Annotated in this window: 7 protein-coding genes; 6 read left to right on the forward strand and 1 reads right to left on the reverse strand. The window is 70.4% G+C overall.

What is annotated here, in order from left to right:
* The first annotated feature begins 7 nt into the window (after window positions 1-7).
* Genes ACH4U8_RS12240 through ACH4U8_RS12260 form a run of 5 tightly spaced genes read left to right on the forward strand, consistent with a single transcriptional unit; the run spans window position 8 to window position 14,985 of the window.
* Window positions 8-9,370, forward strand: a complete 9,363-nt coding sequence (locus ACH4U8_RS12240) for an amino acid adenylation domain-containing protein (protein ID WP_395777345.1) — start codon at window positions 8-10, stop codon at window positions 9,368-9,370.
* Window positions 9,364-10,584 carry a cytochrome P450 gene (locus tag ACH4U8_RS12245; RefSeq protein WP_395777347.1) on the forward strand — a complete coding sequence of 407 codons (1,221 nt, stop codon included), beginning with the start codon at window positions 9,364-9,366 and terminating at the stop codon, window positions 10,582-10,584. Before ACH4U8_RS12240 ends, ACH4U8_RS12245 begins: the two co-directional genes overlap by 7 nt.
* Complete coding sequence (locus ACH4U8_RS12250; RefSeq protein ID WP_360306917.1) at window positions 10,581-12,233, forward strand: NAD(P)/FAD-dependent oxidoreductase; 1,653 nt, start codon at window positions 10,581-10,583, stop codon at window positions 12,231-12,233. The genes ACH4U8_RS12245 and ACH4U8_RS12250 overlap by 4 nt, the downstream gene beginning before the upstream one ends.
* A 44-nt stretch (window positions 12,234-12,277) precedes the next feature.
* The gene (locus ACH4U8_RS12255; protein ID WP_395778197.1) at window positions 12,278-13,933 is read left to right on the forward strand and encodes a phytoene desaturase family protein; all 1,656 of its coding nucleotides are present in this window, start codon (window positions 12,278-12,280) and stop codon (window positions 13,931-13,933) included.
* Window positions 13,930-14,985 carry a zinc-binding dehydrogenase gene (locus tag ACH4U8_RS12260; RefSeq protein ID WP_395777349.1) on the forward strand — a complete coding sequence of 352 codons (1,056 nt, stop codon included), beginning with the start codon at window positions 13,930-13,932 and terminating at the stop codon, window positions 14,983-14,985. The genes ACH4U8_RS12255 and ACH4U8_RS12260 overlap by 4 nt, the downstream gene beginning before the upstream one ends.
* Window positions 14,986-14,989: 4 nt before the next feature.
* Here the strand turns inward: ACH4U8_RS12260 and ACH4U8_RS12265 are convergent, their stop codons facing one another.
* Window positions 14,990-16,030 (reverse strand): methyltransferase, encoded by a 1,041-nt coding sequence (locus ACH4U8_RS12265; protein ID WP_360306926.1) that lies wholly within the window; start codon window positions 16,028-16,030, stop codon window positions 14,990-14,992.
* 177 nt (window positions 16,031-16,207) lie between these two features.
* Between ACH4U8_RS12265 and ACH4U8_RS12270 the strand changes: the two genes are divergently transcribed.
* Entirely contained in the window at window positions 16,208-16,741 is a 534-nt protein-coding gene (locus tag ACH4U8_RS12270; protein ID WP_395777351.1) for a DUF1062 domain-containing protein, read from the forward strand.
* The last annotated feature ends 148 nt before the right edge of the window (window positions 16,742-16,889 follow it).

Raw genomic sequence — 16,889 nt, forward strand, 5'->3', positions numbered from 1 at the left:
TACGACCATGACAGTTACGAGGAACGCCGGCTGCCGCGACAAGATCGCGGTCATCGGGATCGGGTGCCGGCTGCCGGGCGGTGCGGGCGATCACCGGGCGTTCTGGCGGAACGTGATCGAGGGCAGGGACTGCCTCACGCCGACCCCGGCAGACCGGTACGACCTCGGCACACTGCTCAGCCGTGACACCGCCAAGTCCGGGCGGCTGGTGGGCGGTCGCGGCGGCTACATCGACGGGTTCGACACGTTCGATCCGGCGTTCTTCGGCATCAGCCCGCGTGAAGCGGAGCACATGGATCCCCAGCAGCGCAAGCTCCTGGAGGTCGCCTGGGAGGCGTTGGAGGACGGCGGGCAGCGCCCCGCCGAACTGGCCGGTCGCGAAGTCGGCGTGTTCGTGGGCGCGTTCACCCTCGACTACAAGATCCTGCAATTCGCCGACCTGGGCTTCGAGACGCTGGCCGCGCACACCGCCACCGGCACCATGATGACGATGGTGTCGAACCGCATCTCGCACTGCTTCGACTTCCGCGGCCCCAGCCTCTCCATCGACACCGCGTGCAGCTCGTCCCTGGTGGCCGTCGACCTGGCCTGCCGCAGCCTGCTGCGCGGCGAGAGCAGTCTGGCGCTCGCGGGCGGCACGCTGCTGCACATGGCCCCGCAGTACACCATCGCCGAGACCAAGGGCGGCTTCCTGTCCCCGGAAGGCCGTTCGTGCACCTTCGACGCCTCGGCCGACGGCTACGTGCGCGCCGAGGGCGTCGGCCTGGTCGCGCTCAAGCGTTTGGCGGACGCCCGGCGCGACGGCGACCCGATCCACGCGGTGATCGTCGGCAGCGGCGTCAACCAGGACGGCCGGACGAGCGGGATCACCGTGCCCAACGCCGACGCCCAGGTGGCGCTCATCGAGCGGGTCTGCGCCGAGGCCGGCATCACCCCCGGCGACCTCCAGTACGTCGAGGCGCACGGCACCTCGACACCGGTCGGCGACCCGATCGAGGCGGCCGCGCTCGGCCGGGCGCTGGCGATCGGACGCAGGCCGCAGGACCGGTGCTACGTCGGCTCGGTCAAGCCGAACATCGGACACACGGAGTCGGCCGCGGGCATCGCCGGCCTGATCAAGACCGTGTTGTGCCTCGAACACCGGGTGATCCCACCGCACATCAACCTGGAGCGGATCAACCCCGCGATCGACCTCGCGTCGCTGCCGTACGAGATCCCGACCCGGCCGACCCGGTGGCCCGATCACGACGGACCGGCGCGGGCCGGGGTGAACGCGTTCGGCTTCGGCGGCACCAACGCGCACGTGGTGTTGGAGGAGCCGCCGAAGGCGCCGGTCCGGCCGGCCGGCGACGAATCCGACACGTACACCATCCTGCCCCTGACCGCGCGCGACCCGGCGGTCCTGCCGGAACGGGCCGCGGCGATCCGGCGCGAACTCGCGGGCACCGACGGCACCCGCGTGTCGCTGTCCGACCTGGGGCACACGCTGGCGCACCGTCGCCAGCACCTGGAGTCCCGGCTGTCCCTGGTGTACACCTCGCGTGCGTCGCTGGAGGAGGCGCTGGACGCCTACCTGCGGGACGAGGAACACCCCCGGGTGCTCGCGGACCGCAGCCGCGACGGGCTGGGGCGGCGCCTGGTCTGGGTGTTCACCGGGATGGGTCCGCAATGGTGGGCGATGGGGCGTCGGTTGTTCGCGAGCCGGCCCGTCTACCGGGAGGCGGTCGAGCGGTGCGACCGCGAGATTGCCGAACTCACCGGCTGGTCGCTGGTCGAGGAACTCGGCGCGGACGAAGCCGATTCCAGGATCGGCGAGACCTGGCTGGCCCAGCCCGCCAACTTCGCCCTCCAGGTCGGCCTGGCCGCCCTGTGGCGCCACCACGGAGTGCGGCCCGACGCCGTGGTCGGGCACAGCACCGGCGAGGTGGCGGCCTTCCACGAAGCCGGGGTCTACAGCCTGCGGGACGCGGCCAGGATCGTGGTGCACCGCAGCCGACTCCAGCAGCGCCTGGCGGGGACCGGCACGATGCTCGCGGTGAGCCTGTCCGCCGCCGAGGCGACCCGACGCCTGCGGCCCTACGCCGACCGGGTGTCGCCGGCCGCGTTCAACAGCCCGACCTCGGTCACCCTCGCGGGCGACCCGGACGCGCTGGAGCAACTCTTCGCCGAACTGCGCGCCGACCAGGTCTTCGCCAGGTTCCTCGACGTGCAAGTGCCGTACCACAGCGCGTGGATGGACCCGATCAAGGACGAGCTGCTGTCCTCGCTGGCGGACATCAAGCCGCAGCCCGCGCAGCTCCCGGTCTACCTGACCGGTCGCGAAGGCACCGCGCAGGGACCCGAGTTGGACGCCGGCTACTGGTGGGAGAACGTCCGGGGCAGTGTGCACTTCCGGGCCGCGGTCGACCGGCTGGCCGACGACGGCTACGGCGTGTTCCTGGAGATCGGCCCACACCCGGTGCTGGGCCACGCGATCGGGGAATGCCTGGCCGCCCGCGGCCGGGAGGGGCGCACGCTGGCGTCCATCCGCCGCCGGGAGGACGAGAACGAGACCTTCACCGGGTCGCTGGCCGCGCTGCACAACCTGGGCGTCGACGTCGCCTGGGACGTGCTGCAGCCCGCCGGGCGGCCGGTGGCGCTGCCGCCCTATCCCTTCAAGCGGGACCGCTACTGGACCGAGCCCCGCGCGGTGGAACAGATCCGGCTCGGCCGGATCGACCACCCGCTGCTCGGCCGGCGCCTGGCGCACGCCGACCCCACCTGGGAAGTCAGGCTCGACGCCGAGACGTTGCCCTATCTCGACGACCACCGCATCCAGGGCAACGTGGTCTTCCCCGCGGCGGGATACCTGGAAATGGCCGTGCAGGCGGTCCGGGCGCTCACCGGCGGGACCGACGCCACACTCGCCGACATCGAACTGCGCAAGGCCCTGTTCCTGCCCGACGGCGAGTTCGCGACCGTGCAACTGTCCTTCGCGGGCGAGGGCGCCGCCTTCACCGTCGCCGGCATCACCGGCGACGGCCGGGGCCCGGCCGTGCACGCGAGCGGAGTCGTCCGGGCCGGGCAGCGCCGCCGACACGGCGGCATGCTCGATGCCGACGCGATCCGCGCGCGCAGCGCCCGGCGACTCGACGCCGGCGAGTGCTACCCGGCGTTGGCCGCCGAGGGCTATCACTACGGTCCCGCGTTCCAGGGCATCGAACAGGTGTGGACCGGCCCCGACGAGGCGCTGGCCCGGATCCGCGCGACCGCGCCGCTCGGCGACGACGCCGCCCGTCATCATCTGCATCCGGTGCTCCTGGACGCCTGCTTCCAGACCCTCCTGACGGTGCGGTTGGGATCGGCCGGCGCGGACGGTGCCGTCCTGTTGCCGCTGTCGATCGACGAGGTGCGCATCGACGCCGTCGGCGATCGGCCGCTGTGGGCACACGCGACGGTGGTGCGGCGCGGCGCCGGCGAACTCGTCGGGGACATCGCCCTGTACGACGACGACGGTGTGCCGCTCGGCCTGATCAGCGGCTTTTGTGCGGGCGACGTCGAGCGGGCGGCGACCGCGGTCGGCACGAACACCATCGACGGCTGGCTCACCGATGTGACCTGGGTCGACCGGCCGCTCGACGCGGGCGAGGCGACGGTCGACGGTGCCCACGACTGGCTGGTGTTCGCCGACGCGCAGGGGGTCGCCGACGAGTTCGCGGCCGCGGTGGTCGCCGGCGGCGGGCGCTGTCATGCGGTCCGCCCGGGCAGTGGCTACCGCAGGGCCGCCGAGGGACACGCGTGGACGGTTGCGCCCGGTTCCGTCGAGGACCTGGCGCGCCTGTTCGCGGACCTGCGCGCGGACGCGGGCGCCGTGCCCGGGCACATCGTGCACCTGTGGAGCCTGGACCTGCCGCGGCTCGACCCGGACGACGGGCAGGCCCTCGATCCGCACCTGTTCGACCGGCACACCGACACCGGCGCCTACTCGCTGATCACCCTCGCCCAGGCGCTGACCCGCGAACTTTTGCCCGCCAGGCTGCACATCGTCACCCGAGGCGCGCAGGCGGCGGCCCCGGGGGACGCGGTACAGCCGCCGGCCGCGCCCGCCTGGGGCATCGGCCGGGTGTTGCGGCAACAGGAGTTGACCGCGCACCCGGGCAAGCTGATCGACCTGGACCCGGCCGCGGCGCAGGACGCCGGAGCACGCCGAGCCGAGGCCGCGGTGCTGCTGCGCGAGATGTCCGTCCAGGACGAGGACGAGATCGCGCTGCGGGCCGAGCGCCGGCTCACCGGTCGGCTGGCGTCCGCCACCGGGCTGACCCGACCGTTGCCGCTGCGCCTGCGCGCCGACGGAAGTTACCTGGTGACCGGCGCCTTCGGCGCGCTCGGCCGGTTGTTGTGCCGCACGCTCGTCAAGCGCGGGGCCCGCCGGCTGATCCTGATGAGCCGCAGCGCCCTGCCCGAACGCGAGCGGTGGCACGAGATCGACCCCGACACCCCGGCCGGTCGCCGGGTGTGCTTCGCCAGGGAGCTCGAAGCACTCGGCGCCCACCCGGTACCGGTGACGCTGGACATCACCGACGAGGCCGCCCTGACGGTGTGGCTGGCGCACCATCGGCAGACCCAGGCGCCGCCCGTTCGCGGCGTGTTCCACCTCGCCGGACAGGTGCACGACGCCCTGCTGCCGGGCATGGACCGGGAGGTCTTCCACGCCGCGTACGACCCCAAGGCGGTGGGCGGGTACCTGCTGCACCACCTGTTGCGCGACGAACCGCTCGAACACTTCGTGCTGTTCTCCTCGATCGCCTCGCTGCTCACCACGGCCGGCCAGACCAACTACGCGGCCGGCAACGCCTTCCTGGACGCGCTCGCGCACCACCGCCGCAGCCGCGGCCTGCCCGCCCTGAGCGTCAACTGGGGCCCTTGGGCGACCGGCATGATCGAGGAACTCGGACTGGTCGAGCACTATCGCGTCAGCCGGGGAATGAGCTCGCTGTCCCCGGAGACCGGCATGGCCGTGTTGGAACGGGTCATCGGCCAGGACCGCGCCCAGTTGCTGGTCGCCACCGTCGTCGACTGGCCGACGTTCCTGGCCTGGTACCCGGCACCGCCGGCGCTGGTGGCCGAACTTGCCGCGGTGGGCGATCGGCACACCGTCGTCGGGGACGACACCTTCCTGGACACCTTCCGCGGCGCCGACACCGAGGAGCGCCGGCGGTTGCTGACCGAACGCTTCACCGCGCTGGCGGCGGGCGTATTGCGGATGAACGCGCAGGCCGTCGGCCCGGACGACACACTGGGCGCCCTCGGCCTGGACTCGCTGCTCGCGATGGAGCTGCGGGCCCGCATCCACACCGAGTTGGGCGTCGCCCTGCCGGTGGTGGCGCTGCTGGGCAACGCGCCGGTGGCCGAACTGGTCGCGCAGGTGCACATCGGCCTGGTCGAACTGCCGGACACGGACCCGGGGGACGCGGGCGACGCCGACGTCGAGCTGTTCGACGACGAGCGGCAGTTTCCGTTGACGCAGAACCAGAAGGCGCTGTGGTTCCTCAAGCAGCTCAACCCCGACGGGTTCGCCTACAACATCGGCGGCGCGGTCGAGGTCCGCGTCGAGCTGGAACCCGAGCTGATGCGCGCCGCGTTCACCGCGATGATCGAACGTCACCCGCTCCTGCGCGCCAACCTGGTCATGGTCGACGGCCGGCCGGTGCAGCGGATCAACGCGGCGAGCACGCCCGACTTCGGCGTGTTCGACGTGCGGGACCGGGAGTGGGACGACATCCGGTCGATGATCATCCGCGAGTACCGCAAACCCTACGACCTCGAACACGACCCGCTGATCCGCTTCCGTCTGTTCGAGCGCGAGCGGGACCGCTGGGTGATCATGAAGGCCGTGCATCACGTCGTCTCCGACGCGATCTCCACGTTCACCTTCATCGAGGAACTGCTCGCGGTCTACGAAGGACTGCGGCACGGACGCCCCGCCGAACTGCCGCCGGTCCCGGCCCGCTACCTCGACTTCCTCAACCGGCAGAACCGGTTCCTGGCCCGCCCCGACGCGCAGCGCATGCTCGACTACTGGCGAAGCCGGCTGCCGGCCGAGGTGCCGGTGCTCAACCTGCCCACCGACGGGCCCCGACCCGCCGTGCAGACGCACAACGGCGCCTCCGAGTTCTTCGTGCTCGACGAGGAGACGAGCGCACGCGTGCACGCCCTGGCGCGCGAGCACAACGTGACCGTGTTCATGGTGCTGCTCAGTGCCTACTACCTGCTGTTGCACCGCTACAGCGGGCAGGACGACCTCATCGTCGGCAGCCCCGTCACCGGCCGCACGAACGAGGATTTCGGCTCGGTCTACGGATACTTCGTCAACCCGCTGCCGCTGCACGTGAACCTCGCGGGCGAGCCGTCGACCGCCGAACTCCTGGCCCAGGTACGGGAGACCGTACTGGGTGCACTCGACAACCAGGAGTACCCGTTCGTGCTGCTGGTCGAAAAGCTCGGTCTCCAGCACGACCCGAGCCGCTCCGCGGTGTTCCAGGCGATGTTCATCCTGCTCACCCACAAGGTCGCCACCGAGCACTGGGGCTACCGCCTGGACTACATCGAACTCCCGGAGGAGGAGGGTCAGTTCGATGTGACCCTGTCCGCCTACGAGGACGAGGCCGAACACCGCTTCCACTGCGTCCTCAAGTACAACACCGACCTCTTCCGGCCGGAGACGATGCGGCGGATGGCCGCGCACTACGTCAACCTGCTGGACGCGCTGACGCGGGAGTCGGCGGCCCGTCCGGCGACCGGGCTGCCGATGCTGGACCGCCGCGAGCGCGAGCGTATCGTCGGCGAGTGGAGCGGGGCCGAGCGTCGGGTGCCCCACGAGGTCCCGGTACACGAGCTGTTCGCCCGGGCGGCGGCGGCACGGCCCGAGGCGATCGCGGTCTCGGCCCCCCAGGAATCGGGCGTGGTCCGAAGGATGACCTACGCCGAGGTCTCGGACGACTCCGCCGCGCTGGCCCACCGGCTGCGCGGGCTGGGGGTGCGCGAGGGCACGGTGGTGGCGCTGTGCCTGGACAAGACACCGGAGTTGATCGTCACCCTGCTCGCGGTGCTGCGGGCGGGCGGCGCGTATCTGCCGCTGGATCCCGGCTACCCCGCCGAGCGGCTCGCCTACCTGGTGCACAACGCCGGGGCCGCGCTGGTCGTGGTCATGGACGCGGACGCACGCGGGTCGGCGGCCTCGGCCGGCGCCGAGGTGCTGACCCTGGACGAGCTGTGGCAGCGCGCACCCGCCGACGCCGAGGAAGCGCTGCCCGCGGTCGGCCCGGACGCGCCCGCGTACGTCATCCACACCTCCGGCTCGACGGGTCGGCCCAAGGCGGTCCAGGTCGGCCACCGCAACCTCGCCTCGGTATACGCCGGATGGCGCGAGGCGTACCGACTCGACGACGAGGTCCGGGTCCATCTGCAACTGGCCAACCCCTCCTTCGACGTCTTCACCGGCGACCTGGTCCGGGCACTGTGCTCCGGCGGCACGCTGGTGTTGATCGGCCGCGAGCTGTTGTTCAACACGGCCCGCCTGTACGAGACGATGCTCGCCGAGCGGGTCGACTGCGGGGAGTTCGTCCCTGCGGTCGCACGCGCGCTGCTGCGGCACTGCGAAAGCCGGGACCTGCGGCTGGACTTCATGCGGTTGCTGATCGTCGGCTCGGACACCTGGAAGGTCGAGGAATACCGCCGCCTTCGCGATCTGTGCGGCCCGCGCACCCGCCTGGTCAACTCCTACGGGCTCACCGAGGCGACCATCGACAGCACCTGGTTCGAAGGCCCCACCGACGCCCTGGAACCGAGCCGGATCGTGCCGATCGGGCGGCCGTTTCCCAACAGCACTCTCTACATCCTGGACCGGTACGGCGAGCCGGTGCCCTCGGGCGCGCCGGGCGAGCTGTGGATCGGCGGCGACGGCGTCGCACTGGGCTACCTGGGCGACCCGGAGCAGACCGCGCAGCGCTTCGTGACGCTGACCCTGGGCCCGGAGCCCGACGCGAACCCGGTACGGCTGTACCGCACCGGCGACCTCGCCCGCTGGAGCGACGACGGCTGCGTGCAACTCCTCGGACGCACCGACGCGCAGATCAAGGTGCGCGGCCACCGCGTCGAACTCGGCGAGATCGAATCACGGCTGGCCGGGTGGCCCGACCTGGACCAGGCGGTGGTGACGGTACGGCACGACCCGCAGGGGGAGGCCGTCCTGTGCGCCTACTGCGTCCCGGCCGCCGGCGCCGAACTGGACCGGCGCGCGCTTCGCCGCCACCTCGCCGGCTACCTGCCCACCTTCATGATCCCCACCCACCTGGTCGAACTGCCGGCGCTGCCGCTGTCCTCGAACGGCAAGGTCGATCCGTCCGCGCTGCCCGCGCCGCGATTCGGCGACCCGCACGAGGCGCCGGATCCGCCCTCCACATACTACGAGATGCGGATGGCCGAGCAGTGGACGACGCTGCTGGGCCGGGAACGAGTGGGCCTCCAGGACGACTTCTTCGAGCTGGGCGGCAGCTCGATCAAGCTGATCGAGCTGATCCACTGCCTCCAGGCGGAGTTCGGCACCACCATCCCGGTGAGTCGACTCTTCCGGAGCACCACCCTGCACGGCATGGCCACCGCCCTGGAACGGATCGACACCGGCCGAAGCACCGACGACCAGCCCTACCTCCGGTTCAACGACGGCGCCGGGCCGCAGGTCTTCTGTCTGCCGCCGGCCGGCGGGCACGGCTTGGTCTACCGCCGGTTCGCCGCGCACCTGCCGGAATACCGGCTGACCGCGTTCAACTATCTGCGCGGCGACGACAAGACCGAACGCTACGCCGACCTGGTCGAGTCGCTGCACACCGAGGGCCCCTGCGTACTCCTCGGCTACTCGCTCGGCGGCAATCTCGCCTTCGAGGTGGCCAGGGAACTGGAACGGCGCGGACGCGAGATCGGGCACGTGATCATCGTCGACTCGTACCGCATCCACGAGTCCTTCACGCCCGCCGACGAACACCTCGAAGCGTTCGAGCACGAACTGCGCGATCACCTGCGCAAGCACACCGGCTCCGAGGCCGTCGCCCGAGAGACGTTGGAACAGGCCCGGGAGTACATCGACTTCTGCGGACGCAGGCCCAACCTCGGCGCGGTCACGGCCCCGATCAGCGTGATCTCCGACGAGCAGAAGGCGGAGTTCTACCTGGCCGGCCGGCCGGGCACCTGGCACGGCGGTTCGACCACGCACACGACGGTTCACCAGGGATCCGGCGTCCACGCCGACATGCTCGACCCGGACCACCTGCCCTACAACACCGATCTGGTCCGCGCCGTGCTCACCGGAGCCGGGAGGTCGACCCCACCGTGCTGAGCCGGCAGGAGCCGCCCGCCTATCCCTTCGAGCCCGGTGATGGGCTCGAACTCCATCCCAGATATGCCGAATTGCTTGGCCGACCGCTCAGCCGGGTACGACTGGCCGACGGTTCGCAGGCCTGGCTGGCGGTCCGCCACGCCGACGTGAAGGCGGTCCTGTCGGACCCCCGTTTCGGCCTGGCCGAAGCCAAGGGGTGGGCCGAGGAGCGCAGCGAGGGCGCACCACCGGGCAACGGCGGCCTGATGTCCCTGGACCCGCCCGAACACACCAGGCTGCGGTCCCTGGTCGGCGGCGCGTTCGGCGCGCGCCGGGTCGAGCGACTGCGATCGCGTGCGCAGGAGGTCGCCGAAGAACTCCTGGACCGGATCGTCGAGTCGAAGCAGCCTTCGGTCGATCTGATGGAGCGGTTCGCCATCCCGTTGCCGACCACCGTGAACTGCGAACTGCTGGGCGTGCCCGACGAGTACGGCCGGTTCTGGAGCTGGGTGGAGGCCACCCTGTTCGGTGCGTCGACGGCCGAACAACTTCGTCGGGCCGCCGCCGCGTTCGCCTCGCGTACCGCCGCACTGGTGGCGCTGCGGCGCGACACGCCGGGCGACGACCTGCTCGGCTCGCTGCTGCAAGCCTGTGATCGGGACGGCCGGATCACCGAGAAGGAGCTGTCGGCCCTGGTGGGCGATCTGCTCGTCGCGGGCTTCGTCACGGTTGCCCGTCAGATCGCCGTCTCCCTCTACCATCTGATCGGCCGCCCCGACATGTTGTCCCGACTGCGTGCGCACCCGGAGCAGATTCCCCGCGCCGCCGAGGAACTGCTGCGCTACGTACAGCTCATCGAGTCCACCCTCCCGCGTCGTGCCGGCGAGGACGTGCGGCTCGGCGGCGTCCTGGTCCGGGCCGGCGAAATTGTGGTACCGGCGCCGGCGGCGGCCAATCGGGATCCCGCGGTCTTCCCGGAGGCGGACCGCCTCGACCTCGCTCGAAACGACGGCGCGCACCTCGGCTTCGGGCACGGCGCGCACTACTGCCTCGGCGCTCACGTGGCGCGGCTGGAGCTCCAGGTGGCGTTGGAGACGGCTCTGCGCCGGCTGCCCGGCCTGCGCCTCGCGGTGCCGCCGGCCGAACTGCGGTGGACCACCGAAGGCATCGCGGCCGGTCTTCGTGAACTACCCGTCACCTTCGATCGTCGTGTCGGTGGGGTCGGTTGCCGATGACGGGGGAGGACGAGCAGGACTGGGCCGTGCGGGAGCGGCGTCCGGGGGGCAAGCCTCGGGTCATCATCATCGGTGCGGGCATCGGCGGGATGGCCACCGGCTGTTACGCGCAGATGAGCGGGATGCAGACCCGGATCCTGGAGAAGCATGTCCTGCCCGGCGGTTGTTGTACCGCCTGGTCGCGCGACGGCTATCTCTTCGACTATTGCATCGAGTGGATGACCGGCACCGGCTCCGGCAACGACGCGGCCCGGATCTGGCGCGAACTCGGCGCGCTCGACGGCAAGACGGTGACCAACTTCGAGATGTTCAACCGGATCGTCGACGAGCACGGCCGGGCGGTGACGTTCTACAACCACCCCGACCGGCTGGAGCGGCACCTGCTGGAGATCTCGCCGGCCGACGCCCGCCTCATCCGCGCCTTCTGCCGCGACCTGAGACGGTTCATCGGCCTCAACCACTACCCGTTCCTGACCGCGGCCCCGCTCCGGACCGTGCGCGAGAAGCTCGACGCACTGCGCACCATCCTGCCGTGCTTCGGCCTGCTCTGGCGCACCTCCACCACCAGGATGGAGAGCTTCTGCGGCAAATTCCGCGACCCGCTGCTTCGCCGAGCCTTCCCCTACATCTTCTTCCAGGACCACGAGGTCTTCCCGCTGTTGCCCTACCTGTTCAACATGGCCAGCGCCTACCACGGCAACGCCGGTTTCCCGCAAGGGGGTTCGCTGGGTCTGTCGCGTTCCGTCGAGGAGCGCTACACCTCGCTGGGCGGCCGGATCAGCTACCGTGCCCGGGCCACCCGCATCCTGGTCGACCGGGACCGCGCGATCGGCGTCGAACTCAAGGACGGGACGCGCCACTACGCCGACCACGTCGTCTCCGCCTGTGACGGCTACACCACGATCCACGGGCTGTTGGGCGGGCGCTACACCAATCCGACCATCGACACCCTCTACACCGAGACCCTGCACAAGCCGGAACTGGTCTACCCGGGCGTGGTCTCCGCCTTCGTCGGCCTGGTCGGCGACGTCCCCGAAGCCCCACACAGCACCACGTACCTGCTGTCCCGGCGCGACGGTGCCGCCTTACCGGCCGCGCAGCAACAGAGCCTGGTGGTGCAGATGCGGTCGCGCTACTGCGACTCCTTCGCGCCCCCGGGCCGGTCGGTGATCCACTGCACCTATTTCAGCGACTTCGCGTACTGGAAGACCCTGCGCACCACCGACCGCCGGGAATACCGCGCTCGCAAGGCCGAAGTCGCCGCTTTCGTGCGGGACTTCCTGGAACGGCAGTATCCGGGCATCGCCGAGCGCATCGAGGTGACGGACGTGGCCACACCGGCCACGACCCTGCGCTACACCGGCAACTTCAACGGCAGCATCCTCGCCTGGAAATCCTTCACCGAGGCCGAGGACCTGGCGAACAAGCTGGTCAACCGGGACCGCATGCGGCTGCCGGGGCTGCGCGGCTTCTCGATGACCGGCCAGTGGATCGGCGGCGGCAGCCTGATCCGCACCGCGTCGGCGGGCCGCTTCGCCGCGCAGTACCTGTGTGCGGAACTGGGGCTCGACTTCACCGCGTGGGACAGCCCCGGCGCGGAACCCTGGCATCGCGGCAAGCTCGGCCGGTTGCCCCGGTTGGACGTTTGAGGAGGCACAGGATCATGCCGCGATCGCGACACGACAGGCAGTCGATGATCATCATCGGGGCCGGCCTCGGTGGCCTGTCCACCGGATGCTACGCGCAGATGAACGGATACCGGACCTCGATCTTCGAGATGCACGAACTCCCCGGCGGTTGCTGCACCGCCTGGGACCGCGGCGACTTCACCTTCGACTGCTGCATCAGTTGGCTCCTGGGCAACGGCCCGGGCAACGAGATGCACCAGATCTGGCTCGAACTCGGCGCCCTCCAGGGCAAACAGATGCGCCACTTCGACGTCTTCAACATCGTGCGCGGCCGGGACGGCCGAGCCGTCTACTTCTATTCCGATCCGGACCGCCTGGAACGCCACCTGCTGGAGATCTCGCCCCCCGACGCCAAGCTGATCCGGAACTTCTGCGCCGGCCTGCGGGCGTTTCGCAAGTGCCTGGCCGTCTATCCCTTCCTCAAACCGGTCGGCCTGATGGGCCGGGTCGAACGCTGGCGCATGCTGGCCTCGTTCCTGCCGTACTTCAACGTCATCCGCACCTCGATCACGACGCTGATGACGGACTACTCGGCACGCTTCCGGGACCCGCTGCTCCGGGAGGCGTTCAACTTCATCCTGTACGAGAAGCACGCCGCGTTCCCGGTACTGCCGTTCTACTTCCAACTCGCCTCGCACGCCAACCTGTCCGCCGGCGTCCCCGAGGGCGGCTCCCTGGGACTGGCCAAGTCGATCGAGCGGCGCTATCGAAGCCTCGGCGGTGAGGTGACCTACAACGCCAAGGTCGAACAGGTGCTGATCGAGAACGACCGCGCGGTGGGGGTGCGACTCAGCGACGGACGGGAGTTCCGCTCGGACATCGTGGTATCCGCGTGCGACGGGCACACCACGACCATGCGCTTCCTGGGCGGTCGCTACCTCAACGACACCTACCGGCGCCTGTACACGAGCACCATCAAGGAACCGGGCATGGTCTTCCCCGGCTACGTGATGCTCTTCCTCGGCCTCAGACGCCCCTTCCCGCAGAGCGAACCGTGCACCACCCACCTGCTGGACGAGGCGCTGGCGACCAAGCTGACCGGCCTGCGCCATGCCAGCATCAACGTGCAGTTCCGCAGCAGGCACTACCCGGAACTGTCCCCCGAGGCGAGCACGGTCGTCTACGCCACCTACTTCTCCGACACGGCCCCCTGGCGGGACCTGAACGAGGGGCGGCCGGAGCAGGGCACCCGCCGGCACCGGGGGCGGAACGTACACACCCTGCCGCTGCGTCACGGGCGGGAGTACTACGCGGCCAAGCATCAAGTGCGCGATGCCCTGGTGGCGTTCCTGGACGAACGCCATCCCGGGCTCAAGGACGCGATCGCGGTGCGCGACCTGTCGACCCCGCTCACCCAGGTTCGGTACACCGGCAACTACGACGGGACGGTGCTCGGTTGGCAGCCGTTCGTGGAGAGCGGCGAGACCCTGGAGGAGGAGATCAAGAAGAACGGGCCGACTCTTCCCGGCCTGGCGAACTTCTATCTGTCCGGAGTGTGGGCCACCACCGGCGGCCTGATCCGGGCCGCCGCGGCCGGGCGCCACGTCGTGCAGTTCATCTGTCGCGACGACGGCAGGACGTTCACCGCCGACATCGACGACAGCGCGCCGGCCCCGACCCACGTCGTCATCCCCGTCACACAGGAGGTTGGTAGTCGATGAAGGTTGAGAAATGGGTGGTCCGAGAGCACGCCGCGGGTGTGCCCGACGTCGACCGGATGTACGAGAAGGTGGTCGAGGACGTCGATCTCCCGTTCGGGGACGACGAGATGCTCCTGCGGACCCGGCATGTCTCCGTCGATCCCTTCCTGAACGGCCTCGCACAGGTGACCCCGCTGGGCGAGCACGCGCCCGGCCTGTCGATCATGGAGGTGCTCGATGCGGGGCCGGACGCCCCCTTCCGGCCCGGTGACCTGGTGGAGGGGTTCGGTGGCTGGCGCACCCATGTGGTCGGCGACGGGAGGGCCTACGTCTGGGACACCGGCTCGTTCCTCTTCGACGTCACGCCGTACCGCAAGCTCCACCCGGAGCACTACGACGACACGCTGCCGATCACGACGGCGTTGGGAGTGCTGGGAGTTCCCGGGTTGACGGCCTGGGGGACGATGGCCAAGTTCTTCACCGTCGAAGCCGGCGACACGGTCGTGGTCAGTGGCGCGACCGGAACCATCGGATCCCTGGTCGGGCAACTGGCCAAGCGGGCCGGTGCCCGGGTGATCGGCACCACCGGCACTCCGGAGAAGGCGGCGTACCTGCGGGAGTTGGGTTTCGACGCCGTGGTGCACTACACGCGCCTGCACGACCCCGAGCAGGTGCACGCGGCACTGCGGGAGGCCGCGCCGGACGGTGTCGACAAGTACTTCGACAACATGGGCGGCGCGATCACCGACGCGGTGTTCACCATGCTCAACCGGTACAGCCAGGTGGCGGTGTCGTGGCAGTGGGACAGCACGGTCGGGGGCGATCGGGTCGGCCCGCGCCTGCTGGAGAACATCATGCGGCCGCGCACCACGATTCGCGGCATCTACGCGCAGGACTGGTACACGGACGAGGACTTCGCCGCGCTGCACCACGAGTTGGGCGGTCTGATCCGGCACGGTGAGATCACCTACGACCAGACCGTGCACTACGGTTTCGACAACATCCCGCAGGCATACCAGGGCCTGTACCTGAACCGGGCGGGCAGCCGAGGCAAGCTGCTCGTCGAACTGTAGGCGGTCAGCCCTTCGGCTCGCATTCGAAGACGTGGTGTCCACCGGCCGATCGCCAGGTGGACAGGAGTTCGAGGTCCGCCCGTTCCAGCAGTGCGCGCAGATCCCGCTCGCCGAAGCCGCCCGTGTCCTTGCCGCACATCACCATCTGAAACAGGACATGGGCGGCGTCGGACTCCTGGTCCAGCAGCGGTTCCAGCACGAGCAGCCGGGGCGAGCCGAGACCGGGCTCCCGGGCTTCGGCGGTGCGGCGCATGGCCCGGCCCACCGCGGTCAGCAGGCGCACACACGTCTGCGGCGACCAATCGTGCAGGACGTTCTTCAGCAGGTACCGGTCACCGCCCGCCGGCACCTCCTCGAAGATGTCCGCGGCCCGGAAGGAGATCCGGTCGGCGATCGGCCGTCCGGCGGACGCGCCCAGCGTCGCCTCGCCCCGGGCGCACACGGCCGGCCGATCGACACACACCCCGCGCAGGTGGGGATGGCCGGCCAGCACCCCGGCGAGCGTCGTGCCGTCGCCGCCGCCGACGTCGATCAGCGTGTCGACCTGCGCGAAGTCGTACTCCTGCGCAAGCGCGGCCGCCGTCGGGCGAGCCAGCTCCGACATCGCCGCGTCGAAGATTTCGCCGGTGTCCGGACTGCTCTCCAGGAATTCGTAGAGCGACATGCCGAAGACTCGGTGAAAGCCGGAGTGCCCGGTGCGGACCGTGCCCAGGAGGGCTGCGAAGGCGTCGTCGTACGTTTCCGCCGTCAGGATGCACAGGTTGCGGACGGACCGCGGATGATCGGCGCGCAGCGACGCGTAGTGCTCGCTCAACGCGAATCCGCCGTTCGTGTCCCGGGTGAAGACCCCGTACAACGCCAGCGTCTGCATCACCCGGGCCAGGACCTCCGGATCCGACTCCGTGCGCCGGGCGATCTCGTGCGCGGACATCGCTCCGCCACTCACGAGGTCGGCGATGCCGAGCCTCGCCACCACCGCCAACGCCCTGGCCGAACAGCCCCCGGCGGCAAGCCGTACGGCCTGCATCTCGTCCCCGTCGTCCACGTGCGCTCCCGACTGAAGTGGCACCGACCGCGGCGGCCCGACGGCGCGCCCTCCCCAACCAACGATCGGCCGATCCGGAAGCAACGCGGAGATTGCCCGGCGGGTGCGGGTGTCGGCCGACGGGGTGCAGGCGGCGGTCCGGGGTCGCGGGCCGTGGGTCGGCGAGGGCGACGGAGGGTGGAACGACCGTGGGGCCTGCGCATCGCAGGCCCACGGGGCCATGCGTGCGGGTCCGAGCACTTCCCAGCCGACGGCAAATTTCGCGTCAACGCGCACCACAAGCTCATCGATGCCTGGCTCCTCGCGCTTTGTACGGCGTGTGGGGCAACGGCGAAGCTCACCGTCCTGGAGCGGACGAACGTGCGCTCCGTGCGACCCGAACTGCTGGACCGGCTGCACGACAACGACCTCGATCCGGCCGCCGAGCTGCTTCGGGGTCCGGCGGTGCGGCGCCGCAATCGCATCGCCCTCGACCGGGACCACGCCTGGCGCCTGGACACCGGCGGGGCGGATCGTCCGGACGGCGAGGCGATCGACGTCTCGGTGCGTTTCGCGGCGCGAATACCGGTCCGACCGGTGCGACTGATCGCCGAAGGGCTCGGCCTCTCCCGGGCCGAGGTCGAGCGAGCGATCACGCGGGGCAAGCTCGTGTCGGCGGTCCGCTTGAGCAGCAGACTCTCCGACGACTTCACCTTCACGCTCAAGCACTGACCCCTCCCCTGAACCGGGACCGGTCCACCAAGTGCTGCCGGACCGGCCCCGGTTCGGGACACCCCTGTCGAGCGGCGCAGCGGCCGTCGCGGTGATGGAAACCGAGCAAGTGAAAGATTTTCAGCCTTGGTGGGAAACCGAACGGCCG

Origin of the sequence: Embleya sp. NPDC020886 (assembly GCF_044333915.1) — a bacterium.
Lineage (GTDB): Bacteria > Actinomycetota > Actinomycetes > Streptomycetales > Streptomycetaceae > Embleya.

Excerpts from the sequence above, each read along its gene's own strand:
- ACH4U8_RS12260 (WP_395777349.1), top strand. The coding sequence starts at position 13,930 with ATGAAGGTTGAGAAATGGGTGGTCCGAGAGCACGCCGCGGGTGTGCCC.
- ACH4U8_RS12240 (WP_395777345.1), top strand. The coding sequence starts at position 8 with ATGACAGTTACGAGGAACGCCGGCTGCCGCGACAAGATCGCGGTCATC.
- ACH4U8_RS12250 (WP_360306917.1), top strand. The coding sequence starts at position 10,581 with ATGACGGGGGAGGACGAGCAGGACTGGGCCGTGCGGGAGCGGCGTCCG.
- ACH4U8_RS12255 (WP_395778197.1), top strand. The coding sequence starts at position 12,278 with ATGATCATCATCGGGGCCGGCCTCGGTGGCCTGTCCACCGGATGCTAC.